The organism is Kistimonas ophiarachnellae (assembly GCF_057552235.1).
The window spans coordinates 173,333-198,037 of sequence record NZ_BAAJPA010000005.1 but is presented as its reverse complement, the minus strand read 5'-3'; the positions used below and the strand labels follow the sequence as shown (position 1 = coordinate 198,037).

The following is a 24,705-nucleotide window of genomic DNA, read 5'->3' as shown; positions in this document are numbered from 1 at the left end:
CCATCAGCGTAGTGCTAGAGTGTCAGAAATAATCTTGGGCGTGATAAAAATCAATACTTCTTTCTTGGTATTGGTATTTGTCGTGCTGCGAAAAAGTGCACCAACACCCGGCAGGTCTCCAAGCATAGGAAATTTAGAAACCCCCTCGGTCTGTATATTATTGAATATACCGCCAATAACCAATGTTTCCCCATCATTGACGAGCACTTTTGTCTGTACTTCGTTCTTATCAATAGAGGGTACTGAGCTAGTACTGCCACCAGAACTTTTCACCGAATCATTTGTCACTTTGATATCCATGATAACCCGACCATCTGGCGTAATCTGGGGCGTAACTTCGAGGGACAAAACGGCTTCCTTGAAGGAAGTGCTGGTAGCCCCACTGGACGAAGCTTCCTGGTAAGGAATTTCTGTACCATTCTTGATAACAGCTTTTTGCTTGTCGGATGTAACGATTTTTGGCTGGGAAATCACCTCCCCGCCACCGTCGGTCTCCAGGGCATTCAACTCCAGATTCAAGAGAAAATTACTTTTTACGAAACCCCACGAAAAACCTGTTTGACCACCATCACTAAAATCAACAAACATTTCCTGTAAACGGTTTTTATTGCCATCAACGTTATCGAACTCATTATCAACCGTCCAGCTAACCCCCAAATTTTTGGTAAAACTGGCGTCAGCCGTCACAATACGCGCCTCGATCTGAACCTGTTTTACCGGTACATCAATTTTCTCCACCAGGTCCATAATAGCATCCAGCTTCTCCCGGGTTTCCTGGATCAAAAGACTGTTGGTGCGCTCGACAACCTGTACACTCCCTCGATCTGACAGCGTACGATTGCCTTCTCCCCCCAACAGGACGGAGGCGACTTCATCGGCACTGGCATAATTGATTTGCAATATCTGACTGACCAACGGCGCCAATTCATCAATCTGCTGTTTGGATTCCAGTTCCTGACGCTCTCTGGCAGCCAATTCTTCAGCGGGAGCCACAGTCAGTACATTACTTTCCAGACGCTTATCAAGCCCCTTTGACTTCAGGACAATATCCAGCGCCTGATCCCAGGGCACATTTTTAAGACGTAAGGTAACATTACCACCAACCGTATCACTGGCAACCAGGTTGAGATCCTTGAAGTCGGCAATCAGCTGCAGTACAGAGCGAACCTCAATATCCTGGAAATTCAGGGAGAGCTTTTCACCTTCATAAGCAAAGCGTTCTTTCTTGAGCTCTTCAGACTCAGCCTTGGTCAACGGTTTAACACTGACCGTCAGTTTGTTTTCAGCCTGCCAGGCAAGGTAGTCGTATTCCCCCTCCGGCTCAATCACAACTAAGGCATTGCCGTCACGAACCCTGGCGTCAATAAACTTTACCGGCGTTGCAAAATCGACCACATCCAGACGATTATTCAACCCTTCCGGCAAACTTACGCCCGGAAAGGACAGCTCAAGCCGCCCACCCTTTTCATCCAGATCCATCGTTGCATCCGACGATGCCAGCGTAATGACAATATTGCCCTCACCGGCCTCACCGCGATGGAAATTGATATCAGCGATTTCCTTGACACCATAGCGTCCCCTGGCTCCCTCCAGGCCTGACGCCGGTTCCGGGAAGCTTTCAGCCACCCCCTCTCGGCCATCACCGATCATGATATAGAGGTTTTTACCTTCAGTGCGCGTGCTGTAGCCGGCAGGATTATTGAGGCTGACAATCAGGCGGGTACGCTCATTGGTTTCCAGTACCGCGACATTCCGGGCGTTTGCAAAACCAATTTCGTTATACTTGGGCACATTGCTCAGTGTACCCATAAGATCAATGGCAATCCGGGCAGGTTGCTCAATGGTATACCCCTTGATTTCAGGCGGCCTGCCATCGAACTCCAGCTTGAGTTCAACCCTGTCCCCCGGCAAGGAAGCAGCATCAATCCCCTCAAGGATGGCGGCAACGGCTGATGTCACCCCGGCCAGCCCAAGAACCAGAAAAAGAGCCGCTGCCTTTGCAGCAGAACCCAGTATCGTTTTCATCAGCCCCACCCACACACTTGTCATTTATCGTAATTCTGTTTTTGTTATCGGCATGTCTTGAGCAGGCCGTAGTTATTGCTCAGTCAAGGTCAAGGTTTTCGGACGTTCCACCCAGCTTTCCGGACCATTTGGCATTATCTCAAGAAGCTGAATGCCTGTTTCCGTAATGCCGATAATGCGCCCATGGTTGCGACCGATATAGTCACCCACCCGAATCCGGTAGACACTTCCTTCAGTACGAACGAGCCCCCAAATGCCCTCACTATTGCTGAGCGTTCCCACCATTGAAAAGCTGTCAACCGGAAAGTTCTCCAGAAACTGCTTCACCCGGTTAGCATCCGGTTTGATATCACTTTTGACGCGCTGCTTGATCGCCTGAATTTTGATAGGGGGTTCAAAAGGGCTTCTCAGACCACCCGCACTGTAAGTAAAACTTTCATAAGGCGTAAACGTTGGCAGCGGTTTGATCTGCCCTTTTGGCTTTGCCCTGACGTCGTCCATAAATCGCGACAGGTCATCATGATGCGCTCCGCCCGAACAACCACTGAGCAGAAAAACCAGTCCGGAGACAAATGCAAGTCCAGTAAACGTCCCTTTCATCACTGGCCTCCCTTGTCGTTATAGCGATAAGTCTTGGCCAGAATCTGCATGGTCAGAACACTGCCAGACCGATCCGGAGTCAGCTTGAAATCATGCAGCGTAACGATACGGGGAAGATTGGCCACACCACTGACAAAACTGCCAATGTCATGGTACCCCCCTTTCACACTGATGCTGATCGGTAATTCAATATAAAAGGCATTGACTACCTCGGGCTGGAGATTGATGTAGTTAAACTCCAGGCCTGATCCCACGCCAAGATAGGTAATATCCTCCAGCAAACCGGGTACCTCTGTGTCACTGGGCAACTGTCTTAGCAATGCGCCAAAGGACGTTTCCATCTCTACCATTTGCTGTTTGTAGGCTTCAACGTTGGCAGCCTGAAACGCCTTGGTCTGGAACTCTTCACGCAACTGTCGTTCCTTCCGCTCCACCTGGTCCAGGCTGGATTGCATATCACTTAAATACAGTGGATACCCAAGTCCAACGACAGCGACAACCACCAGGATACAGGCAGCAATCTTGACCCCTGCCGGCCATGAACCAACATTCTCAAAGTCCAGGTCATTGATATCGAATTCATTGATTTTCTGTAATGTTTCCCCAAGGCTCATGACTCGTCCTCCTGCTTGGGGGTTACCTGTTGGACAGTGAGATCAAAGCTGCTGCCTTTCCCATCGCCCAACGCCTTGACGGCAGTGAGGTTGGGGCCGTCAAACCATTCCGATTCATCAAACTGTCTCATCAAGGCTGATATGCGATTATTCGATTCGGCAATCCCTTTAAGCGTGATGTTATTGCCCCGCATATCCAGGAAAGTGAAAAACACGCCATCCGGCGCCACGCGTACCAGTTCATCAAATACCCGAACGATAACCGGCCGGTTACCCTGCAAACTCTGAATAACGCCCATCCGCTCAAGAAGCTCTTCACGCCGTTTCTTCAGGTTCTTGATTTCGGCAATACGTGAATTCAGTCCATTGATTTCCTTCTGAATAAATTGATTTCTGGAGCGCTGGGTCTCAGCCTGACCATCAATATAAGCGCCCAGAAAAAACACCAGAACAAGCGACGCAACAGCGGATACCCCCAGCATGATGAGAAAACGCTGCTTCCGCTCCTGACGCAGTTCCTCACGCCAGGGCAACAGGTTAATCTTTGCCATCAGTCAAAGCTCCTCATGGCCAGACCGCAGGCGATCATCATCGCCGGGGCGTCATTGGTCAGTGCACTGGCGTTCACGCGACTGGCGACGGCCATATTGGCAAATGGATTGGCGACGACACAGGGCGTGCCAATTTTATCTTCTATCAATCGGGCAAGCCCTGTCGTAGACGCAGTCCCCCCCGCAAGCACTATGCAGTCGACATCGTTGTAATGACTGGCCGAATAAAAAAACTGGAGACTACGGGAAACCTGCTGTACCACGGCATCCTTAAAAGGCTCCAGCACTTCAGGGGCATAATCATCGGGCAAATCGTTGGTTTTCTTGGCCAGGCCTGCCTCTTCAGCACTCAGACCGTAACGACGTTGAATTTCTTCTGTCAGCTGTCGTCCACCGAACATTTGCTCCCGGGTATAAATGGTCTTGCCATCCTGCAACACGCTGAGCGTGGTCATCGTGGCGCCAATATCCATCACCGCGATCGTAGGATCAGCCGCACTCACATTCAGTTGCGGCAACACCATTTCAAACGCTCTTTCCATTGCATAGGCTTCGATATCCACGACTTTGGCCGCCAAACCCGCCAAATCCAGCACGGCCTCGCGCATTTCAACGTTCTCGCGTCGACAGGCAGCGATAAGCACTTCTGCAGTACCGGGATTCTTTTCGTGCGTGCCTTGCACCTCAAAGTCTATTGCGACTTCATCCAGTGGATAGGGAATATACTGATCGGCCTCAACCATGATCTGGCTTTCCATGTCATCGTCGTTGAGACTGGCGTCCATATCGATGGTCTTGGTGATAACGGCCGCACCGGAAACAGCGACCGCCGCGTTCTTGAGTGACGTCCGAGACTTGGATACGAGTTTCTTGATCGCCTCACCGACGGCTTCAAGATCATTAATATTCTTGTCGACAACCGCATTAGGCAACAGAGGCTCAACGGAATAAGCCTCAACCTTGTACTGTTTGCTGCCCCGACTCAGCTCCAGTAACTTCACGGATGTGGAACTGATATCAATCCCCAGCAGGGAGTTCGATTTCTTATTCAGCAGCCCCAGCACTGTTTTTATCCCGTAAGTGTTAGTATATCTTTTTATATCATTATCTTATGTTACCTTTTTCATTAAATAACAGACTGCACATGAGCGCAATTGTGCTATCGGGGTGCCACGGGCTTATAATGTCCTCTCTTTCACACCCGACGACATTTGAAAGAAGCGTAACCCCCTAATTTAACTGAAGAAATTATGAAGACAGCGGTAAAACTGGCGAAATTTGGCTTATGGTGCGGCATTGCTGCATTTTGTGGTGCACTACTCATTTCCGCCAGCGTCTTTCTCTATCTGAGTCCGGCGCTCCCTTCGGTCGACAGTTTGAGAGATATCCGCCTGCAAACCCCTCTACGCGTATTTTCAGCAGACAACAAGCTGATTGCCGAGTTTGGTGAAAAGCGCCGGACCCCGATCCAATATGAAGACCTGCCAAGACCGCTGATCAAAGCGTTCCTGGCTGCGGAAGATGACCGTTTCTATTCCCATAACGGCGTCGATGTCATGGGCCTCCTGCGCGCCACTGTCCAGCTGGTTTCCACTGGCAAGATCCAGTCAGGCGGCAGTACGATCACCATGCAGGTCGCCAAAAACTTCTTTCTAAGCCATGAACGCGTCTTCTCCCGTAAGTTCAATGAAATCCTGCTGGCACTGGAAATCGAAAGAAAACTCAGCAAGAACGAGATTCTTGAGCTTTACCTGAACAAGATTTACCTCGGTAACAGAGCGTATGGTGTTGAAGCGGCTGCGCAGGTTTACTATGGCAAGCACTCCAGTGAACTCACGCTGGCCGAGATCGCCATGATTGCCGGCCTACCCAAAGCGCCATCCCGCTACAACCCGCTTGCCAATCCTCGTCGAGCCCTCATCCGGAGAGACTGGATTTTGTCCCGAATGCATGACCTGGGCTATATCACCGAGCAAGAAATGCAAGCGGCTATCGAACAACCGGTCACCGCCCAATACCATGGCCTGCCCATCGAGCTTGAGGCACCGTATGTAGCAGAAATGGTTCGTCAGGAAGTCGTGGAAGAGTTTGGACCGGAAGCCTATACCGACGGCTATGAAATCTATACCACCGTTAACAGTCAGGATCAGTTGGCCGCAAACAAGGCCATTGACCACGGTATTCAGGCCTATGACGAGCGTCATGGCTATCGCGGCCCGGAAGCTCAGCTTGGCGACTCGCCGGACAACTGGCATCAAGCGCTCATCAGCACCAGCCGCGTCGGCCCGCTCAAGCCTGCCATAGTTACCGGTTTTACTGGCGATACCACTGAGCTACTGTTCAAGAAAGACGAAACAGCACAACTACCCTGGACAGGTGTTGAGTGGGCCCGTTCCTATATCACCGTCAACCGACAGGGACCCAAACCCAAAAAACCGGAAGATGTCCTTTCCGTAGGCGATCTTGTCCGCGTCAGACAACAGCCAGATGGCAGCTACCGGCTGAGTCAGATTCCAGATGTGCAGGCAGCCCTGATTGCCATTTCCCCCAAAAACGGCGCCATTGAGGCACTGGTTGGTGGTTTCAACTTCTACGACAGTAAGTACAACCGAGTCACCCAGGCCAGCCGTCAGGCCGGTTCAGCTTTCAAACCCTTTGTCTACAGTGCCGCCATCGCCAATGGCATGACCGCAGCCACCCTGATCAACGATGCCCCCATCGTCTTCAGTGATGACAAGCTGGAAAGCCATTGGCGGCCACAGAACGACAACATGAAATTCTATGGCCCGACTCGGCTGCGCAAAGGACTTTATCGCTCCCGCAACCTGGTATCCATCCGCGTATTACAACGTACCGGTATCCAGCGCACGCTGGACTATTTGGATAAACTCGGTCTGCCGCTGGATAAACTGCCGCGAAATCTCTCTCTATCGCTGGGAAGTGCTGACGTCACCCCTCTGGAACTCACAACCAGCTACGCCATTCTTGCCAATGGCGGCTTCCGCGTTGAACCCCATTTGATCGAGAGAATCGACCGACTCGAAGACACCATCTACGTAGCGAATCCGCCGATAGCCTGCCGGGATTGCTCAGACATTCACAAAAGCCAGCCGGATGCAGAGCAGGCAATCACTGGCCTGATCCCCAATGAAACACTGTCACCCACCATTGCCAGCACCATTAACGACTTTGCGCTGATGTCAGCACTGCCTACCAGTGCCCCGTTCAATATCAACTACGCAGAACGGGTGATGGGAGAGCGCGTCAACTACATCATCAACAGCATCATGCAGGATGTTATTCGCAAGGGGACTGGACGCCGCGCCCTGGCGCTCAAGCGTGATGACCTGGCGGGCAAGACCGGAACAACCAATGACCAGAAAGATGTCTGGTTTGCCGGCTACAACCCCGATCTGCTGGCAACCGTCTGGCTTGGCTTTGACCAACCGCGCCCTCTGGGACGCTGGGAATACGGCGCCAATGCCGCACTGCCGATGTGGGTAGAATTCATGCGTACTGCTCTGAAAGACGTACCCGTATCCTATCTGCCACAACCGGCAGGCATAACGACCATCAAGATCAATCCGGAAACCGGCAAGCCTGCGCGCCCCGATGATCCAAATGCTATTTTTGAAATATTCCGTACAGAAAAGGCGCCCAAGGCAGACGTATCTGATGAGCAGATGCCAGCACTGGAGACCGAAACCTTCAATCCTGACGAAATATTCTGAAGCAGCAATTTTCCCAGACAATAAAAAACCCCGCTAAGCGGGGTTTTTTATTGGTGTGAATCAATCAGATCTCAACAATCAGATATCATCCACACTCTTCAGCGGATAGTTGGCCGGATAAGGCAGCTGAGCCACACCGGTATCCACAGCAGCCTTGGCAACCGCTGCAGCAACAACACCCAGCAGACGGGCATCCATCGGCTTGGGAATAATGTACTCCGTGCCGAATTCCAGAGTGTCTGCACCGTAAGCGTCCATCACCTCCTGAGGTACCGGCTCTTTTGCCAGCTCACGGATCGCATAAGCAGCGGCAACCTTCATTTCCTCATTAATCGCTTTGGCGCGAACATCAAGTGCACCACGGAAAATGAAGGGGAAGCCCAGAACATTATTAACCTGGTTCGGATAATCGGAGCGACCGGTTGCCATAATGACGTCGGGGCGAACTTCCCGAGCCACATCCGGGTTAATTTCCGGATCAGGGTTGGAGCAGGCGAAGACAATCGGATTTTCCGCCATCTTCAGCAGCTGTTCCGGTGCCAGCAGATTGGGGCCAGACAGTCCCAGGAATGCATCCGCGCCTTCAATCGCGTCATCCAGGGTGCGCTTTTCCGTATCAATGGCAAAGGCAGCCTTGTATTCATTCAGGTCAGTACGGCCGGAATGGATAACACCCTTACTGTCGAGCATGCTGACATTTTCAGGCTTAACACCACAACTGATCAGCAGCTTGGTACAGGCGATAGCTGCTGCACCGGCGCCCAGGCAGACCAGCTTGGCGGAAGCAATATCCTTGCCTGCCAGCTCAAGGGCATTCAACATGCCAGCTACAGTCACAATCGCAGTACCGTGCTGGTCATCGTGGAATACGGGAATTTCACACTGCTCAATCAGTGCGCGTTCAATCTCAAAGCACTCAGGTGCCTTGATATCTTCGAGGTTAATGCCACCAAAGGTGTTAGCAATACGCTTGACCGTATCAATAAAAGCCTGGGGACTTTCTGATTCAACTTCGATATCAATGGAATCAACACCGGCAAATCGCTTGAACAGCAGCGCCTTGCCTTCCATGACCGGTTTACTGGCCAGTGCGCCCAGATTACCCAGGCCAAGAATGGCGGAACCGTTACTGATAACAGCAACCAGGTTGCCTTTAGCGGTGTATTTGTAGGCGTTTTCAGGATCTTTGGCGATTTCCCTGACCGGCTCGGCAACGCCGGGACTGTAGGCCAGTGCCAGATCACGTGCGGTTTCAGCCGGCGTTGTCAGTTCAATGCTGATTTTTCCGGGTTTGGGTTTTGCGTGATAGTCAAGAGCGGCTTGCTTCATGTCCTCAGCCATTGTAATTGTTTCCGATGTTGTTGTACCTGCGCGGAGCCATGAGAATATAGGAAAGGGTAAGGGTGAACAACCGCAATAGCGGCCATTTCAGGGGTTTTGGCAAGGGGATACGCCCATACCGAAAGTAGCATTCAGAAGGGCAATACGTATCAGAAACAGAAAAGGCGCCATGAAGGCGCCTTTTCTGACAGAGTCCGAAAAACTCAGCGACGGGTGCTGAGCTTGCCGAAACGCTGCTGGAAACGCTCGATACGACCGCCGGTATCCATCACCTTCTGAGTGCCGGTGTAGAACGGATGGCACTTGGAGCATACGTCCAGCTGCAGGTCCTTGCACAGGGTGGAACGGACCTTGATTTCGTTACCGCAGCTGCAGGTAGCGGTAATTTCTTCGTATTGAGGATGGATATCCTGTTTCATGTGAACTCGCCTTTGTGTTTCGGCATGCCGCCACCGGTTAATGCATTGATCAACAGGCACCGCATGCAGGTTTCAGGTCCGGCCATCCACGATGAACCGCCGGATCCTGTCCGGAAAGAGCGCGAATACTACCAGAGAGCAAGCGGCAAGCAAAGACAGTTGAACCGGCAATCTGTTACCATTTTGTCCCAATCAGGGCCTGCCGGAACGCGATTTACCGAAACCATGCCAACACATTCTGACTGCTCTCCACGGATTCTCAGGCTTGCCCTGCCGGTTACCCTGCGGCGATTGTTCGATTATCTGCCGCCGGAGAACTGCGACCTGTCACTGTTAAGACCCGGCATGCGGCTGACAGTTCCGTTTGGCCGACGCAGGGTGACAGGCATACTGATCGACACTGCCAGCGACAGTGATTTTCCCATTGAGAAACTCAAGCGTGTAGACGATCCACATGATCAGGAAGCGGTGATAACGGATGACATTCTGCAACTGTGTCGATGGGCATCCACCTATTATCAGTATTCCCTTGGCGACACACTGAGTCAGGCTTTGCCGGTGATGCTCCGGCAGGGCTATGACCTCAGCAAGGAAGCGCACACCTGCTGGCGACCAGCGTCCGATATCGATCCGGGCACGCTTGGGAAACTCAGTCGCGCTCCCCGACAACAAGCGACATGGGAAATCGTAAAGACTCACTCCAAAGGCTCAACTGAAGTCGCCCTCAAAGCTCTCGGCGCCGAAACCGCCATGCTGAAAAAGCTGGCAGAAAAAGGTCTGGTGGAAACCTATTCCCATATACCGGAAAAACGTCCCTTCCACAGTTACGACCCGATACTGAAAACATCTGAACTGGTGTTAAACCATGAACAGCAGCAAGCGCTGGAAGCCATTACCTGTGATGCAAACCGATTCAGCACCACACTGCTGCATGGCGTAACCGGTAGCGGCAAAACCGAAGTCTATCTGCAGGCGATTCATAACACGCTGAAGCAGCAGCAACAGGCGTTAGTGCTGGTACCGGAAATTGGGCTGACACCTCAAACACTGGAGCGATTCCGCAATCGCTTTAATGTGCCTGTAACCGTTCTGCACTCAGGACTGAACGACAGAGAACGTTTGAATGGCTGGCTATCCGCCTTTCATGGGGAAGCCGGCATTATCATTGGTACCCGATCCAGCATATTCACGCCCATGCCTTATCTTGGGCTTATCATCGTCGACGAAGAGCACGATCTTTCCTATAAGCAGCAAGACAGCATCCGCTACTCAGCCCGGGACCTTGCCATTTACCGTGGAAAACTGCGGGATGTCCCTGTCGTGTTAGGCAGTGCCACCCCGTCGCTGGAATCACTGCACAATGCCAAAAACCATCGCTACCGCTATCAGAAACTGAACCAGCGGGCTGGCAACGCCAAACCACCCTATCTCGAACTGGTGGATATCCGTGGAAAACAGCTGAACGCGGGACTGAGTGAAACCGTCGAACAAGCTATCCATCAAACCCTGCAGCGTGGCGAGCAGGCATTGGTATTTCTGAATCAACGGGGTTATGCGCCAACATTGTCGTGCAATGAATGTGGCCATTTGATGGATTGTCCACAGTGCGATGCGCATCTGACCCTGCACCGCACGCCGCCTCATTTACATTGCCATCACTGTGATCTGCAGCGACCCATTCCTCTGCAATGCCCCCATTGCAATAGCCGTCACCTGGCGCCTGTCGGTCAGGGCACGGAACGCTCAGAAGAAGTGCTGGCCAGACAGTTTCGTAATACCAACGTGCTCCGCATTGACCGGGACAGCACGCGCCGCAAAACCGCGCTCAGCGATATGCTCACTATTATCCACAAGGGCGAACCCGCCATTCTTGTGGGTACCCAGATGCTGGCCAAGGGGCACCACTTCCCCAAAGTCACGCTGGTCGTCATCCTGAATGCCGACAGCGGTTTTTTCAGTGCGGATTTCCGTGGCCCCGAGAAAGTGGGCCAACTCCTGCTGCAGGTCGCCGGACGTGCAGGACGAAGCACAAGACCTGGGCACGTTATCATTCAGACCCAGTTCCCGGAAAACCAGCAACTCCAGCAACTGGTTACCCAAGGCTACGATGCCTTTGCAGAAAGCCTGCTTGTTCAGCGCCAATCAATCAGCCTGCCGCCATTCGGTTATATGACGCTACTGACGGCTGAAGCAACCCATGCGAACGACGCCCAGCAATTTCTGGAAACTGTTGCCAGCCATGCGCAACAGACAATCCAGACACAAAATCTCGCAGGACCGATGGGTGTTAAAGTTTTGGGCCCCATGCCCGCTGCGATGGAAAAACGTCAGGGCCGTTATCGTATGCAGCTGTTTCTGCAGGGTGCCAGTCGCGGACCACTTCACACACTACTCAACCATCTGGTTCCTGCGATGGAATCGTCACCGCTGGGCAGAAAAATTCGCTGGTCTGTAGATGTTGATCCTCAGGAAATGAGTTAACGCTGATTATCAACGGATAAGGTATCATCCCGGACATGTGCCAGGATCAACTGTCCTGTGAAGACGTTCTCTTCATCACACCTGTAAACAGGTTCATCATAATTTGCTCCATGCGAATAGCGTCTATCAATACTGCCTGAACTCACTCTTTTTCATTTCAACAATCTGATTCATGCGTATTCACACTTAAATCCTATAAAAGCAATCAAGTGTTGCAGTTAACTTATCGACATTAATTCTCATTTAACAATTCAGTCATACACTTTAGTTATTCTTCAAAAAACTGCTTAAACATATTTCAAATCAGATAAACAAAAAACCAAACAGAGCAAATAACTAACAGTATTTTTTAATTGAAAAATGCCTAATCGATCAGAAAACAAAAACTTTACAAAAAACTATCAACTGATTTTCAAAAAAGACACCCCGCTTTTTATCGCAAATATTATCCAGTGACAGTGTAAATTTCACAAAACGACTAAAAAAAACCGCGCTTATTCACTGCCCGATTCCCCTTTCGGCTATTACCTATCTAGTAGCCACACAATATTCATTGATATTCTCTTAACGACTAACGACTTGTATTTAAGTCAGGAGTAATACTGCCTGCATTTGCAAGGTCATAGAGACCGTTAATGATTTTAATCGTCATCAGAGGTAACAATGACCGCAGACACAGTGTTGGACGTGAAAAACCTGAACATCACGTTCAAAACCCATGACGGTGTCGTCCAGGCATTGAAAAATATTTCCTTCTCCGTCAAACGGGGAGAAGTGGTAGCCATTGTCGGTGAAAGCGGATCGGGTAAATCGGTCACGGCACTCTCCACCATGGGCCTCTTGCCTGGCATTGCCAGCATTAACCACGGTTCAGTGAATTATACCTGTTCCGATGGTCGCGTTATTGACGTCACCCGTCTGGATAAAACCGCTCACAGTGCCTTGTGTGGTCCCGAGATCGCCATGATCTTCCAGGAACCCATGACCAGCCTCAACCCGGTACTGAAAGTCGGTGACCAGCTCACCGAAGGTATTATCGAACACCAGGGTTCCAGCAAATCCCAAGCGTTTGCCATCGCCATGGACATGCTGGAAAAGGTGCATATTCCCCACCCTGACCGGGTTATGAAAAGTTATCCCGGTGAACTGTCCGGCGGTATGCGACAGCGTGTCATGATTGCCATGGCGCTCACCTGTAATCCCCGGTTACTTATTGCCGACGAACCCACCACTGCGCTGGATGTCACCGTCCAGGCCAAAATCCTGAAAATCATCACTGACCTCCAGAAAGAATTCCATATGGGTGTGATTTTCATCACACACGATATGGGCGTGGTCGCCGAAGTGGCCGACCGGGTTGTGGTCATGTACCAGGGTGAGGTGATGGAGGAAGGACCGGTCAATGATATCTTCGCCAATCCTCAGCATCCCTACACCCGCTCACTGCTGGCCGCCGTACCGAAACTGGGCGCAATGGAAGGCAGCCAGTGGCCGCGTCGCTTCCCGCTGATGCATGGGGAAAGTCAATCGGAAGCTGGCAAGGACCATAAGACCGTTGACTACGACCAACCGCCTCTGCTCGAAGTCAAATCCATGGTCACCCGTTTCCCGCTGCGCAGTGGTTTCTTCTCGCGAGTCACACGACAGGTGCACGCTGTCGAACACCTGAGTTTCAAACTCTGGCCCGGCGAAACCCTTGCGCTGGTCGGTGAAAGTGGCTGCGGTAAATCCACCACAGGACGCTCCATCCTGCGTCTGGTCGAGAGCCAGTCTGACAGCATCATGATGGATGGTCAGGATATTTCGACACTGGATAACAATGCATTCCGGGCAGCACGGCGTAACATGCAGATCATTTTTCAGGATCCCTACGCCTCCCTGAACCCTAGATTGACCGTTGGTTTTTCGATTGCCGAACCCCTGCTGATTCATGGCATCGTCCGAAACCTGGACGAAGCCCGTGACACGGTTTCCCGACTGCTGGTTAAAGTAGGCCTGAAGCCCGAGCATGCTCAACGTTATCCCCACGAGTTTTCCGGTGGACAACGCCAGCGAATTGCAATCGCTCGAGCACTGATTCTTCAACCCAAGATGATCATTGCGGACGAGGCCGTTTCAGCTCTTGATGTGTCGGTCCAGGCCCAGGTCATTAACCTGATGATGGATCTGCAGCAGGAAATGAAAATCAGCTGGTTGTTTATTTCCCATGATATGGCTGTTGTAGAGCGAATCGCTAACCGGGTTGCCGTTATGTATATGGGTCAGATTGTTGAAACCGGATTCCGGCATGAAATATTTAACAATCCACAACATCCCTATACCAAACGACTATTAAATTCCGTACCGATTGCAGATCCTCTACAACGAAAAGAACGTCACTTTGACAATATGGAATTACCTTCTCCGATTAAAGCACTCGGAGAAAAAATTGATCTGGCGCGCTTCCGTTCCATTTCTCCCAATCATTGGGTCGCAGAACAGGATTTTAATATACCGTCGGCATGACGCACATCAATAGCCAACAAACAGATCCAGAATATGAATTAGACCTAACAGCAAAAAATAATAAACAACAGACCGGTATTTTTTAGCCGGTCATTTTAACCATCAAATGAATTGCCACTGTCTTTTTGTGTGGTGGAGTGTGTATTGCGTTTTTATTGACGACTGAAAACTACTGCCCAGGGGGTTAAACATGCCATTCAAGCGTTCAAAGTCGTACAAATTGTTATTGGCGGCAGCCATGCTGTCGTCCAGCGTATGGGCACAGGACCTGCGGATCGCCACCTATACCGATATCACCGGTCTGGATCCCCATGACACGTCAGCAACACCGACCATGTCAGTTCAATCCGGTATTTTCGAGCGCCTGTTCCAGTTCGATCCCACCATGAAGGTGATACCGGTACTCGCCACCGGTTACACCCAGAATGAGAACGCCACCCAGTTCACCATCTCGCTGCGCGAAGGTGTCACATTCCACGACAAAACACCGTTCAATGCAGCCGCTGTCAAAGCCAACCTGGAGCGTCTGGCTAACCAGGAGAATCACCTCAAGCGTAACAGCCTGTTCCGCATGATCAGCAATGTTCGCGTGATTGACGATTACACCGTTGAGATCAACCTGAAGGAACCCTTCGGCGCCATGATCAATACCCTGGCGCACCCTTCCGCGGTGATGTGGAGCCCGAAATCCCTGCAGGAGAAAACCAAGAACGAACTGCGCCTGCAGCCGGTTGGCACAGGACCGTTCCAGTTTGTTGAATGGAAACCCGGTTCTTACATCGATCTGGACAAGAACCCCAACTACTGGAAGCAGGGCTGGCCCAAGGTAGACGGCGTTACGTTCTATCCCACACCGGAAGCCTCTACCCGTCAGGCCAAGCTGCAGGGTGGCGAAGTGGATGCCATTTACTTCCTGCCTTCTGACCTCGCTGAATCCGTCACCAAAAACGGCAAGCTTTCTGTTCAGCAGGACCGAGGCATCATGCTCTACTACGTTGCCATCAACAACCTGAAGGCGCCACTGGATAACAAGCTGGTGCGCCAAGCCATGAACTATGCCATCAACAAGGATATCTGGCTGAAAGTGGTCTTCGGCGGCATGGGCACCAAGGCGTCATCTGCCATTCCTGACCAGGTTCAGTTCTATAGCAAGCAGTCGTTTACTTACAGCTACGACCTGAAAAAAGCCAAGGCGTTAATGAAAGAAGCCGGCCTTGCGGATGGCTTCTCCATTGAACTCTGGACCGCCAACTCTACCGACGAAATCCGCTCTGCCCAGATCATCAAGCAACAGCTGTCGCAGATTGGCATCAAGGTGAAGGTCATCCCGATGGAAGCCGGCACCCGGAACCAGCGTCTCTGGGGCGTGCAGAATCCGAAGGATGCCAAGTTTGATATGTACCTGTCCGGCTGGTCCACCTCCACCGGTGATGCCGACTGGGCACTGCGTCCGCTGTTCGCAACAGAGTCATGGATTCCGACCGCGTTTAACGTGTCCTACTACTCGAACCCGGCAGTAGACAACTACATCAGTGCCGCTCTGGCCACTGCGGATCCGACTGTGCGCAGTGAAGCGTATAAACAGGCCCAGACACTGATCTGGAATGATGCGCCGGTCATCTTCCTGGGTGAACCGGACAACCTGGTCGGCAAGGTGAAAGCGCTGGAAGGCGTCTACATGCTGCCTGACCGTTCCCTGTCGTTTACCGACGCGGAATTCCGTCAATAACGATCTTCTCTGCCGGGCATCGTCCGGCAGAGTGCACACCTGCCTGGCAAGAGTTGGTTGAATTATGGTTGTGTACTTGCTGAAACGCTTGCTGGGAGTGATCCCGGTGCTATTTGTAGTTTCTCTACTTGTTTTCGCCTTTATCAAACTGATGCCGGGAGATCCTGCCCGCATCTATGCCGGTGAAGATGCACCGATTGAAGCGGTGGAAGCCGCCCGTGAAGAGCTGGGGTTGAATGCCTCATTACCCACGCAGTATTTCAACTGGGTGAACGGTGTGTTTCACGGTGATCTCGGTACCACCTACCGGACCCGTCAGCCTGTCGCCAATGAGCTGGCCGAAGCCTTTCCCGCCACCCTCTGGCTGGCGGTCACCGGTTTCACCTGGGCTGTCATCATTGGTGTTCTGATTGGGGTACTGTCAGCCCTGCGACGGGGTAAATGGCAGGACTGGACCTTCATGAGTTGTGCGGTCGCCGGTATCTCCATGCCTGCATTCTGGCTGGGTCTGCTGCTGATCCAGTTTGTTGCTGTCCCTTTCGAGTTCTTTGCGGTCAGCGGGTTTAACAAACCGTCGGACCTGATTCTGCCCTCCATCACCCTGGGCGCTACGGTCGCCGCCGTCATGGCGCGCTTTACCCGTTCGGCGGTGCTGGAAGTCCTGCAGGAAGATTACGTACGCACTGCCCATGCCAAGGGGCTGAAAAGCCGGGTCATTGTCTGGAAGCACATCATGCGCAACGCCATGATCCCGGTGCTGACCATGCTCGGTCTGCAGTTCGGCTTTCTGCTCAGTGGCTCCATTGTCGTTGAGACCGTGTTCAGCTGGCCCGGTATGGGCAACCTGCTGATCCAGTCCATCCTGCAGCAGGACCAGCCCATGATCCAGGCTTTGGTCATGCTGATGGTGCTTGAGTTTATCGTGATCAACCTGATCGTCGATCTGCTCTATGCAGTGATTAACCCCAACGTCCGGTTGAGCTGAGTGAGGTGTTCATGAGTACCACAACCTGCGCTGAAATTTCCGTGGCCAGTGAACACCACGTGATTCGCTCCCCTTTCCGGGAATTTGTTCGCCGCTTTGTCCGTAACCGGGTGGCCGTCTGCTCCAGCCTGTTCATCCTGCTGCTGGTGATGATGGCAGTGTTTGCCCCCTGGATCACCCCGTACGATCCGATGGAGCCGGACTGGTTTGCCCTTTCTGCCGAGCCGTCCGCCGCCCACTGGTTCGGTACCGATGAGTTTGGCCGGGACATCCTGAGCCGGATCATGGCCGGTACACGGATATCACTCTATGTGGGCGTTGTATCTGTTTCCATTGGCGCCTTCTTTGGCGTCATTCTGGGGCTGTTGTCCGGCTTCTATGGCGGTCGTCTGGATACACTCATCATGCGCGGCTGTGATGTGCTGTTTGCCTTCCCCGGCATGCTGTTGGCCATTGCCGTTGTGGCTATCCTGGGCCCGGGCCTGAACAACGTTATCGTGGCGGTTGCGGTTTTCAGTGTGCCGATCTTCGCCCGGATTGTGCGAGGCTCCGCCCTGACGCTGAAACATGCCACGTATGTGGATGCTGCCCGAAGTCTGGGCGCCGGCAACACCACATTGATGCTACGCCATATTCTGCCCGGCGCGACAGCCAGCATCATTGTGTTTTTCACCATGCGCATCGGCACCAGCATCCTGACTGCTGCAGCCCTGAGCTTCATTGGTCTTGGCCCTGAACCGGATATCCCAGAATGGGGCAACATCCTGGCCAACGGCCGCAGTCTGATGATGGCCGGCAAGTGGCATGTAACCCTGTTCCCAGGTTTGGCGATATTTGTCACAGTGCTGGCGTTCAACCTGCTGGGTGATGCCCTGCGTGACACGCTCGACCCGAAACTTAAAAACTAGGATTCTGCGGAGAACCCATGAAACTGCTGATCATTGCCGACATTGAGGGTATTGCAGGCGTCACTACCCGGGAACAATGCATCCAGGGCAATGCAGAGTACCAGACTGCCCGACAACTGATGCTCAAGGAAGTCAACGCTGTCGCCTCTGGGGCTACACAGGCTGGCGCCACCGATATCGTTGTTGTGGATAGCCATGGTCCCATGATCAACCTGGCCGCCGAAGGACTATCGCCCGAGATCCGGTTGCTGCAGGGCAAGCCTCGGGCGATGGGCATGATCGAAGGTATCCAGCATGAATCGTTCGATGCCCTGATCATGGTCGGCGCCCATATGCCGGCCGGGTGCTACGGCGTACTTGCGCATACCATCAACAGCCGGGCTTTTCGCCGCATAGACGTCAATGGACATGTTATGGGGGAAGTGGATCTCTATGGCAGCATTGCCGCGGAATACGGTGTGCCGCTGGTGCTGGCATCGGGCGATCATCTGTTAGCGACTCAAGTCGCTGAAGCCTTTCCCGGTTGCGAGTATGTCACCGTCAAACAGGCCCGGGGCTGTTACGCCGCTGACAACCTGTCGCCGACTCTCGCCCGGAAACACCTGACAGAATCCACCTGGAAAGCCCTGAGCGCCATCGGCCAGGTACAGACCAGCCATCAACTGAAGCCGCCCTATGCCATGACGGTTTCAGCCAGCAGTCAGGCGCTGGCCGACCTGTACGCCCTGGTTCCCGGTGTTGAGCGAATCAGTCCCGACCAGGTGAGCTACACCGCTGACAGTTTTGTCGAGCTGGTGCGCTTACTCAACAGTTTTTCTGCCATGAGCAGTTCGTTAACCTGATATTGCATTGAGAAGAAAATAATGGATAGGAAATATGCCATCGCCATTCACGCCGGCGCCGGCACAATTGATGTCTCCACCATGTCCGAGGAGCGTATTCAGGACATTCACCGGGCGCTAAGAGACGCGGTCCTTGCCGGTGAAACCGTACTGGCTGAAGGCGGTTCCGCCGTGGATGCCGTAGAAGCTTCTGTGGTGTCCCTGGAAAACTGTCCGCACTTCAATGCCGGCTATGGTGCCTGCCTGACATTTGAAGGTCACCACGAGCTGGACGCCGCGATTGCCGATGGCCGTACCGGTGAATCCGGCGCTGTTGCCAACGTTCGCTACCGCGCCAATCCCGTCAAGCTGGCCCGCGCTGTCATGGAACATACCGACCACATGCTGCTCGGCGGCGAAGGCGCAGAACGCTTCGGTGATGCCATGGGCTTCGAGCGAGTCGAGAACAGCTATTTCACCACCGAGCTCCGTCGCCACCACTGGGAAACACTGCAGGAAGACCGGGACAATGCCCTGCAGTTCACCAACGCTTTCCGCTTCGGTACCGTCGGCGCTGTCGCCATGGACCGTGAAGGCAACCTGGCCAGCGCCACCTCTACTGGCGGTATTACTAACAAGCGCTGGGGACGCATTGGGGATACGCCGGTCCATGGCGCCGGTAACTACGCCGCCAATGACAGCTGTGCGATTTCCTGTACCGGCAAAGGCGAGTATTTCATGAAACACGCCACCGGACACGATCTGGCCGCCCGTATGCGCTACCTCAAGCAGCCTCTGAAAGAAGCCATTCGTGAAGTGCTGGAAACAACCCTGAACTATCCCAATGGCGCCGGTGGCATGATCGGTGTTGATAATCAGGGTGAGTTAGTGCTGGATTACAACTCAACCGGCATGTATCGCGGATGGAAGTACGAAACCGGGGATACTGTTTATACCGGCATTGATGCCGAACTGGTTCATCATCACGCCCGGTGATGAACGAGGGGTGAAGCCTGCTTCACCCCAGCTTCATAATCTCCGGATACGCTGCTCCCCTCCCCACGTTATTACCCCGTCATGACATAAGCATGTCGTTATATTTGCCAATGGTGGTACGGGCCGGGGCAATCGCCTGGCCGCCAGCGTTTTTACCCGCGCCGATGTTTCCTGCTGTATCAATGTCATGGCATGTGTCTTCTCCGCAAGCCAGATTGACAAACTCGCAACCCGGACAGAACCAAATGATCATTGCTTTGCCTTACTACGAAAGGGATTTTCAATACAGCCATGCAGTGTAGATTCAGGCATTAAGCATTCATACAAGGGACACAGACCGTGCGACAACCCTCACCTCAAATCCAGACAGGTAAAGAAGCGCCAATACGCCCACAACCGCAGGCGCAAGGAAGTGATCCCGGTATACAGTCCTGGCAGGGATACCATCTTTTCCCACTGCAGCCTGTTGAACCGGCATCCGGCGAAATGACGCATCCTGCAAGCTTGTTGCCTACCCCCCTTGCATTAGCTTCGGGGGAAACGCTGTCGCCAACGTCCCATATTGATTCACGAACGACAATACAGCACCTACCTCTGCCTATTCCTATGCCAACGACAACAAGCCAAGAGAATAAAACCGAAGTTTATCTTACGGATTTTGTGCAATTGCTTGAGAATTTCGATAACCACGACAACTGGCCATTACCAATGAAGAACGATCTATCAATACAAAACTTTCGCTCTCATGTAATAGGCATTGACCCAATAAAAGGAGAAATCTTTTTCTCACCCCTTGTAAGTAAAACCCATAACAATAAAGAAAAATGTGCCATTGCGACGAGCCGGTTTAACGCACTAAAACAAAGAGTTAAAACATTGAACAATATTTACCAGGCCGGACAAAACATTGAAATGACGCCAGGAAATGTGTCCCACGATACATTTTCTCAGACTGAAACCCACCAAGCGGAAAAGCATCAAAAAATGACATTAGCGATGTTATCAGAAGAACTGAGAGATCTCAGAGATAAATTTGGATATTCACTTTACTGCGCTGAATTAAACTTTTTCATAAATGCGTCCAGCATTAAAACTGAAAACATTGAACTTTTTCTTAACCCTGTTTTTGATCACATGAAAAAAATGACATCGCAAGCAAGGTCGGCCTATCTTCAAAATTTCATCGTACAATGTAATACTGTGCTTACCGACATGCAAAGGCGGGATTTAATTGGTCCCATTATGCTGATCATTACTGAACGCTACCAACCCCACGAAAGAATGCCCCTCGAGATTAAGCAGTCCGCAATCACCCCGGCGCATAAATCAGACGAACAATCGCAAACTACACCCTCGTGGAAAACCAGCGGTTCTAGAACCCTATACAGAGACCCTTTTGTGGCTAACGTATCTTCCACATACGCCTCGCGGGGTGCCCGTCCAAAGGAAGATAGACACACGTCAGAAACACAACAGAAACACGGCGCTGACGACGGTATGCCTATAAAAACCCATCCTGTAAAATATGAAAAGAAATATTTCAGCGACATATTGCGATATAACGTATTTGATGAAACCAACAAAATCATAGAAAAACGAAAACACGATCATCAATCAGGAAAGCTTAAAGATGACAATGATCTCATTTGCCTAAACAAGTATTCAGACACATTTTATCCAGCCAGCATAAAAGATCTCAAAAACTATGAAAAAACTCTTGCCAACACCTTCACCAACCTGATTCTTTCCACACTGACGTTCATGGACAGGATCGAATTACGATTCAGTACAAAAACAGAACACTACAATAACTTATGTTTTAGAACAAAAGGCTCATTAGATTTCAAGGATCTACCCACCCTCATGCACAAAAACAAAAAACGAGGATTATCCATAAACGAAATAAATTCAAAAATAGATATCAAGAAAATACAAAAAATGACAACCTACACAATCTACCAAGAATCAATGATTTTATATAAACTCATGTACAAATCCACACTAAATGATAAAAACTTCCAAGCGATAATCAGGCAAACAAGACAACTTACGGCTACGACTAAAAACATATATATAGAAAGAAGGCTCTCTCCAAAACACCTCGTAAATATTCATTATTTTTTCCAGGAAATATATACTTGGTTTCACAACTTTTCATCTGCAACCGACCAGAACAAAGACAAATTTCGTATACAATTTGACAAGATCATCAAAACACATTTTGACTTCAGGCCAGATTTGCAATTAGTAGAGCCGAAGCCTTTGGTCAGTGGAGCTGGGTTAATACAATAAGTGCAACAGGCTGCAGTTACGCTGTGAAAAGGCTCCGCTACTGACATTTTTCAGGGCGCCCATCCTGCCTGATGCCGGATGGAAACCCGCCACCACCGGTCTACTACCCGTCGCGAACCTGTGGCATTTTCGCCCCGTATTGCTCAATCGAACAACTTGCTGATCAATACTGGAATGGCATTTTCTACTCTCAAAATTCGTGGCCCTAAGTGGATACGTTCAAAGCCACACGCTTCCAGTTTTTCCACCTCGTAGGGAATAAAACCGCCTTCAGGTCCGATGGCGAGGACAATATCTTCCGTGAGCTGTCGCGGGCAATAGCCGCCGCTATCACCGGGATGCGCAACAAGCCCCCGCTTACCCTGAAGCATCGCAGGCAGGCGATCTTCCACAAACGGTTTAAACCGCTTTTCAAAGATAACCTCAGGTAGCTGGGTATCCCGTGCCTGTTCCAGTCCCAGCACCAGCTGTTCCCGTAATTTCTCTTCCGCCAGCCAGGGCGATTGCCAGAAACTTTTTTCCACCCGGTAACTGTTCATCAGAACAATACGCTTGACGCCCATAGCTGTCATGGTCTGCAAGCTGCGCTTGAGCATTTTCGGGCGGGGGAGAGACAGCAGAACGGTTAACGGTAAAGGCGCCGGTGGAGCTTCCGTCAACGAAACATCCAGCACCAGCTGCTGGGCATCCAGCGCCTGAATGACGCCTGTTCCCATCAAGCCATTGACGCGCCCTACCCGCAGGGTATCGCCAATGTTAGCCTGGTGAATATCCGTCACGTGAGATAAACGACGACCGCTGATTACAACCCGGTTGTCCGAGACAAAATCACTCTCTTCCAGTAATAACAGATTCATGGTCTTTGGAATGTGGCAGGAAAAGGAGAAACAGCCTCAATCCTGAGGCTGTTCATCGGGGTTGTTATCGCGTTTCTGCACCAGGCCGGAAAAGAGTATCCCAACCTCAAACAGCATCCACATGGGTATCGCCAGCAGTGACTGGGAAATAACATCCGGCGGTGTCAGCAGCATACCCAGCACAAAGCAGATCACGACAACATAAGGACGTTTTGCTTTGAGTGACTGCACATCCGCCACGCCGGACCAGACCAGCAACACCGTGGCAATAGGAATCTCAAACGCCAGTCCGAAGGCAAAAAACATCTTCAGGACAAAGTCGAGGTACCGGTTGATATCGGTCATGATCGCGACACCTTCGGGTCCGACACTGGTGAAGAAACCAAACACCAAAGGGAAAACCACAAAGTACGCGAATGCCACGCCCGCATAAAACAACAGGACACTGGCGCATAACAGCGGAATCGCTATGCGCTTTTCATGTCGGTACAGCCCCGGAGAGATAAACGCCCACGCCTGGTGCAACAGAAAGGGGATAGACAGGAACACCGCTACCACCAACGTCAGTTTAAACGGCGTCAGGAAGGGCGACGCCACATCCGTCGCGATCATGCTCGCACCTTCCGGCAAATACGCTCTCAGCGGTTCAGAGACAAAGACATAAATGTCGTTAGCGAAATAAAACAGCCCGAGAAATATCACCAGGATGACGCCAAAGCCTTTTAACAGGCGACTGCGTAACTCCAGCAGGTGCTGAACCAGCGGCTGTTCCTTATCCGTTGAGGAAGATTTGGTCATGGATCTGTCTTACTACTGCTACCGCTGCCCGCCTGCCCCGGCGTACTGTCTGACGCCGTCTGCCGGTGTTCCGATGACGGGAAGGATTCCGCCACCGCATCAATCTGCTGATTCAGGCCGTCCATCTCTTTCTGCAGGTCGTCCCGGGTCTTTTTCAGTTCAGCCATCACGGATTCATTGTGGATTTCACGCCGAATCTCGTCAGCATTGATCTCTTTCTCAATCTCCTGACGGATCGACTGAAAACTCCGACGCAACCGGCCAATCCAGACAGCGACCACCTTGATGGCCACTGGCAACCGTTCCGGCCCCAGCACGATCAGGGCAATCACGGCGATGACCAACAACTCAAGAAAGCCAATATCGAACACAATCAGCTACCTGGTTACAACTGTTTTTCCCGGGATCGATTTTCTTCGGACTTGTCATCCTGCGCCGTAAAGGTCGCGTCCTGTTTCAGATGACGCTTCTCATCGGCGGGCTGCTCTGTCCCGGCATCAGCCTCATCACTGCCCAGTGCTTTCTTGAAGCCTTTTACCGCGCTGCCCAGGTCACTACCGATATTGCGCAGCCGCTTGGTGCCGAACAACATCACCACAATCAGCAGTATGATCAACAACTGCCAGATACTGATTCCACCCAAACCCATAATCGTTCCTTTTACCTGACCACCAGGTATTTGTTCAAAACAGCGAAGCCGGCTCCATCAGAGCGGCTTCGGCGTACCACCACCCAGTATATGAAAGTGGAGATGGAAAACTTCCTGACCACCGCCTTTACCGGTATTGGCCACCGTGCGATAGCCGCCATCCAGCCCCTGCTGTTTGGCAATCCGGGGAATTGTCAGCAGCATGTGGCTGGCCAGTTCCCGGTCATCGTCACCCAGGTCATCCAGGCTCTCCACATGCTTGCGGGGAATTACCAGCAGATGCACCGGTGCTTTCGGCTGAATATCCCGGAATGCCAAGCAGTGATCGTCCTCATAAACCACATCCGCCGGGATAGCGCCATCGCAGATTTTGCAAAAGATACAGTCACTCATAGCACACACT

At 51.7% G+C, this 24,705-nt stretch carries 22 protein-coding genes; 9 read left to right on the top strand and 13 right to left on the bottom strand.

The window, feature by feature from the left end:
* Window positions 1-3: 3 nt before the first annotated feature.
* The 5 genes from AC27K1_RS08055 to AC27K1_RS08035 all read right to left on the bottom strand — a co-directional run bounded on the left by AC27K1_RS08055 (window position 4) and on the right by AC27K1_RS08035 (window position 4,854).
* A complete protein-coding gene (locus tag AC27K1_RS08055; RefSeq protein WP_487149674.1) occupies window positions 4-2,025 on the bottom strand; it encodes a type IV pilus secretin PilQ in 2,022 nt (673 codons plus the stop codon).
* A 72-nt stretch (window positions 2,026-2,097) separates the two neighbouring features.
* The gene (locus tag AC27K1_RS08050; protein WP_487149673.1) at window positions 2,098-2,625 is read right to left on the bottom strand and encodes a pilus assembly protein PilP; all 528 of its coding nucleotides are present in this window, start codon (window positions 2,623-2,625) and stop codon (window positions 2,098-2,100) included.
* Window positions 2,625-3,239 carry a type IV pilus inner membrane component PilO gene (locus AC27K1_RS08045; RefSeq protein ID WP_487149672.1) on the bottom strand — a complete coding sequence of 205 codons (615 nt, stop codon included), beginning with the start codon at window positions 3,237-3,239 and terminating at the stop codon, window positions 2,625-2,627. The genes AC27K1_RS08050 and AC27K1_RS08045 overlap by 1 nt, the downstream gene beginning before the upstream one ends.
* On the bottom strand, window positions 3,236-3,790 hold the full coding sequence (locus AC27K1_RS08040; RefSeq protein WP_487149671.1) for a PilN domain-containing protein: 555 nt from the start codon (window positions 3,788-3,790) through the stop codon (window positions 3,236-3,238). Before AC27K1_RS08040 ends, AC27K1_RS08045 begins: the two co-directional genes overlap by 4 nt.
* Complete coding sequence (locus tag AC27K1_RS08035) at window positions 3,790-4,854, bottom strand: pilus assembly protein PilM (RefSeq protein ID WP_487149669.1); 1,065 nt, start codon at window positions 4,852-4,854, stop codon at window positions 3,790-3,792. The genes AC27K1_RS08040 and AC27K1_RS08035 overlap by 1 nt, the downstream gene beginning before the upstream one ends.
* Window positions 4,855-5,040: 186 nt before the next feature.
* Here AC27K1_RS08035 and AC27K1_RS08030 point away from each other — a divergent pair, with 186 nt between their 5' ends.
* A complete protein-coding gene (locus AC27K1_RS08030; protein WP_487149668.1) occupies window positions 5,041-7,521 on the top strand; it encodes a penicillin-binding protein 1A in 2,481 nt (826 codons plus the stop codon).
* A gap of 78 nt (window positions 7,522-7,599) precedes the next feature.
* Here the strand turns inward: AC27K1_RS08030 and AC27K1_RS08025 are convergent, their stop codons facing one another.
* Together AC27K1_RS08025 and rpmE are read right to left on the bottom strand one after the other, a co-directional pair.
* A complete protein-coding gene (locus AC27K1_RS08025) occupies window positions 7,600-8,862 on the bottom strand; it encodes a malic enzyme-like NAD(P)-binding protein (protein ID WP_487149667.1) in 1,263 nt (420 codons plus the stop codon).
* Window positions 8,863-9,065: 203 nt separating this feature from the next.
* Window positions 9,066-9,281, bottom strand: coding sequence for a 50S ribosomal protein L31 (rpmE, locus tag AC27K1_RS08020; RefSeq protein ID WP_345194096.1), 216 nt, complete (start codon window positions 9,279-9,281; stop codon window positions 9,066-9,068).
* Window positions 9,282-9,344: 63 nt separating this feature from the next.
* Between rpmE and AC27K1_RS08015 the strand changes: the two genes are divergently transcribed.
* From AC27K1_RS08015 to AC27K1_RS07985, 7 genes are all read left to right on the top strand, one after another.
* Window positions 9,345-11,762 (top strand): primosomal protein N', encoded by a 2,418-nt coding sequence (locus tag AC27K1_RS08015; RefSeq protein ID WP_487149666.1) that lies wholly within the window; start codon window positions 9,345-9,347, stop codon window positions 11,760-11,762.
* 663 nt (window positions 11,763-12,425) lie between these two features.
* Complete coding sequence (locus AC27K1_RS08010; RefSeq protein WP_487149664.1) at window positions 12,426-14,267, top strand: ABC transporter ATP-binding protein; 1,842 nt, start codon at window positions 12,426-12,428, stop codon at window positions 14,265-14,267.
* A 190-nt stretch (window positions 14,268-14,457) separates the two neighbouring features.
* The gene (locus AC27K1_RS08005) at window positions 14,458-15,996 is read left to right on the top strand and encodes a glutathione ABC transporter substrate-binding protein (RefSeq protein ID WP_487149663.1); all 1,539 of its coding nucleotides are present in this window, start codon (window positions 14,458-14,460) and stop codon (window positions 15,994-15,996) included.
* A 64-nt stretch (window positions 15,997-16,060) separates the two neighbouring features.
* Window positions 16,061-16,981, top strand: a complete 921-nt coding sequence (locus tag AC27K1_RS08000) for an ABC transporter permease (protein ID WP_395177438.1) — start codon at window positions 16,061-16,063, stop codon at window positions 16,979-16,981.
* An 11-nt stretch (window positions 16,982-16,992) separates the two neighbouring features.
* Entirely contained in the window at window positions 16,993-17,889 is an 897-nt protein-coding gene (locus AC27K1_RS07995; RefSeq protein ID WP_487149661.1) for an ABC transporter permease subunit, read from the top strand.
* Window positions 17,890-17,906: 17 nt separating this feature from the next.
* On the top strand, window positions 17,907-18,731 hold the full coding sequence (locus AC27K1_RS07990) for a M55 family metallopeptidase (protein WP_487149660.1): 825 nt from the start codon (window positions 17,907-17,909) through the stop codon (window positions 18,729-18,731).
* 21 nt (window positions 18,732-18,752) lie between these two features.
* The gene (locus tag AC27K1_RS07985; protein WP_487149658.1) at window positions 18,753-19,706 is read left to right on the top strand and encodes an isoaspartyl peptidase/L-asparaginase family protein; all 954 of its coding nucleotides are present in this window, start codon (window positions 18,753-18,755) and stop codon (window positions 19,704-19,706) included.
* A 79-nt stretch (window positions 19,707-19,785) separates the two neighbouring features.
* Here the strand turns inward: AC27K1_RS07985 and AC27K1_RS07980 are convergent, their stop codons facing one another.
* On the bottom strand, window positions 19,786-19,959 hold the full coding sequence (locus AC27K1_RS07980; protein WP_487149656.1) for a hypothetical protein: 174 nt from the start codon (window positions 19,957-19,959) through the stop codon (window positions 19,786-19,788).
* An 86-nt stretch (window positions 19,960-20,045) separates the two neighbouring features.
* On the opposite strand from AC27K1_RS07980, the gene AC27K1_RS07975 reads away from it, so the two are divergent.
* Window positions 20,046-21,998 carry a hypothetical protein gene (locus AC27K1_RS07975; RefSeq protein ID WP_487149655.1) on the top strand — a complete coding sequence of 651 codons (1,953 nt, stop codon included), beginning with the start codon at window positions 20,046-20,048 and terminating at the stop codon, window positions 21,996-21,998.
* A gap of 143 nt (window positions 21,999-22,141) precedes the next feature.
* Here AC27K1_RS07975 and AC27K1_RS07970 read toward each other — a convergent pair whose 3' ends face one another.
* From AC27K1_RS07970 to AC27K1_RS07950, 5 genes are read right to left on the bottom strand one after another with little or no spacing between them, the layout of a single operon-like run.
* Window positions 22,142-22,855 carry a 16S rRNA (uracil(1498)-N(3))-methyltransferase gene (locus AC27K1_RS07970; RefSeq protein ID WP_487149654.1) on the bottom strand — a complete coding sequence of 238 codons (714 nt, stop codon included), beginning with the start codon at window positions 22,853-22,855 and terminating at the stop codon, window positions 22,142-22,144.
* 36 nt (window positions 22,856-22,891) lie between these two features.
* Window positions 22,892-23,653, bottom strand: coding sequence for a twin-arginine translocase subunit TatC (tatC, locus tag AC27K1_RS07965; RefSeq protein ID WP_487149653.1), 762 nt, complete (start codon window positions 23,651-23,653; stop codon window positions 22,892-22,894).
* Window positions 23,650-24,024 (bottom strand): Sec-independent protein translocase protein TatB, encoded by a 375-nt coding sequence (gene tatB, locus AC27K1_RS07960; protein WP_487149652.1) that lies wholly within the window; start codon window positions 24,022-24,024, stop codon window positions 23,650-23,652. The genes tatC and tatB overlap by 4 nt, the downstream gene beginning before the upstream one ends.
* Before the next feature lie 14 nt (window positions 24,025-24,038).
* A complete protein-coding gene (tatA, locus tag AC27K1_RS07955; RefSeq protein ID WP_487149650.1) occupies window positions 24,039-24,302 on the bottom strand; it encodes a Sec-independent protein translocase subunit TatA in 264 nt (87 codons plus the stop codon).
* Between the two features lie 57 nt (window positions 24,303-24,359).
* Window positions 24,360-24,695 (bottom strand): histidine triad nucleotide-binding protein, encoded by a 336-nt coding sequence (locus AC27K1_RS07950; protein WP_487149648.1) that lies wholly within the window; start codon window positions 24,693-24,695, stop codon window positions 24,360-24,362.
* Window positions 24,696-24,705: the final 10 nt, after the last annotated feature.

What these genes read in the sequence shown, in the direction of transcription:
- AC27K1_RS08000 (WP_395177438.1), top strand. Translation starts at nt 16,061, where the DNA reads ATGGTTGTGTACTTGCTGAAACGCTTGCTGGGAGTGATCCCGGTGCTA.
- AC27K1_RS07995 (WP_487149661.1), top strand. Translation starts at nt 16,993, where the DNA reads ATGAGTACCACAACCTGCGCTGAAATTTCCGTGGCCAGTGAACACCAC.
- tatA (WP_487149650.1), bottom strand. Translation starts at nt 24,302, where the DNA reads ATGGGTTTGGGTGGAATCAGTATCTGGCAGTTGTTGATCATACTGCTG.
- AC27K1_RS07990 (WP_487149660.1), top strand. Translation starts at nt 17,907, where the DNA reads ATGAAACTGCTGATCATTGCCGACATTGAGGGTATTGCAGGCGTCACT.
- AC27K1_RS07985 (WP_487149658.1), top strand. Translation starts at nt 18,753, where the DNA reads ATGGATAGGAAATATGCCATCGCCATTCACGCCGGCGCCGGCACAATT.
- AC27K1_RS08025 (WP_487149667.1), bottom strand. Translation starts at nt 8,862, where the DNA reads ATGGCTGAGGACATGAAGCAAGCCGCTCTTGACTATCACGCAAAACCC.
- AC27K1_RS07980 (WP_487149656.1), bottom strand. Translation starts at nt 19,959, where the DNA reads ATGATCATTTGGTTCTGTCCGGGTTGCGAGTTTGTCAATCTGGCTTGC.
- AC27K1_RS08005 (WP_487149663.1), top strand. Translation starts at nt 14,458, where the DNA reads ATGCCATTCAAGCGTTCAAAGTCGTACAAATTGTTATTGGCGGCAGCC.
- AC27K1_RS07950 (WP_487149648.1), bottom strand. Translation starts at nt 24,695, where the DNA reads ATGAGTGACTGTATCTTTTGCAAAATCTGCGATGGCGCTATCCCGGCG.
- AC27K1_RS08030 (WP_487149668.1), top strand. Translation starts at nt 5,041, where the DNA reads ATGAAGACAGCGGTAAAACTGGCGAAATTTGGCTTATGGTGCGGCATT.
- AC27K1_RS07970 (WP_487149654.1), bottom strand. Translation starts at nt 22,855, where the DNA reads ATGAATCTGTTATTACTGGAAGAGAGTGATTTTGTCTCGGACAACCGG.
- AC27K1_RS08050 (WP_487149673.1), bottom strand. Translation starts at nt 2,625, where the DNA reads ATGAAAGGGACGTTTACTGGACTTGCATTTGTCTCCGGACTGGTTTTT.
- AC27K1_RS08015 (WP_487149666.1), top strand. Translation starts at nt 9,345, where the DNA reads ATGCAGGTTTCAGGTCCGGCCATCCACGATGAACCGCCGGATCCTGTC.
- AC27K1_RS08045 (WP_487149672.1), bottom strand. Translation starts at nt 3,239, where the DNA reads ATGAGCCTTGGGGAAACATTACAGAAAATCAATGAATTCGATATCAAT.
- rpmE (WP_345194096.1), bottom strand. Translation starts at nt 9,281, where the DNA reads ATGAAACAGGATATCCATCCTCAATACGAAGAAATTACCGCTACCTGC.
- AC27K1_RS08055 (WP_487149674.1), bottom strand. Translation starts at nt 2,025, where the DNA reads ATGAAAACGATACTGGGTTCTGCTGCAAAGGCAGCGGCTCTTTTTCTG.
- tatC (WP_487149653.1), bottom strand. Translation starts at nt 23,653, where the DNA reads ATGACCAAATCTTCCTCAACGGATAAGGAACAGCCGCTGGTTCAGCAC.
- AC27K1_RS08010 (WP_487149664.1), top strand. Translation starts at nt 12,426, where the DNA reads ATGACCGCAGACACAGTGTTGGACGTGAAAAACCTGAACATCACGTTC.
- AC27K1_RS08040 (WP_487149671.1), bottom strand. Translation starts at nt 3,790, where the DNA reads ATGGCAAAGATTAACCTGTTGCCCTGGCGTGAGGAACTGCGTCAGGAG.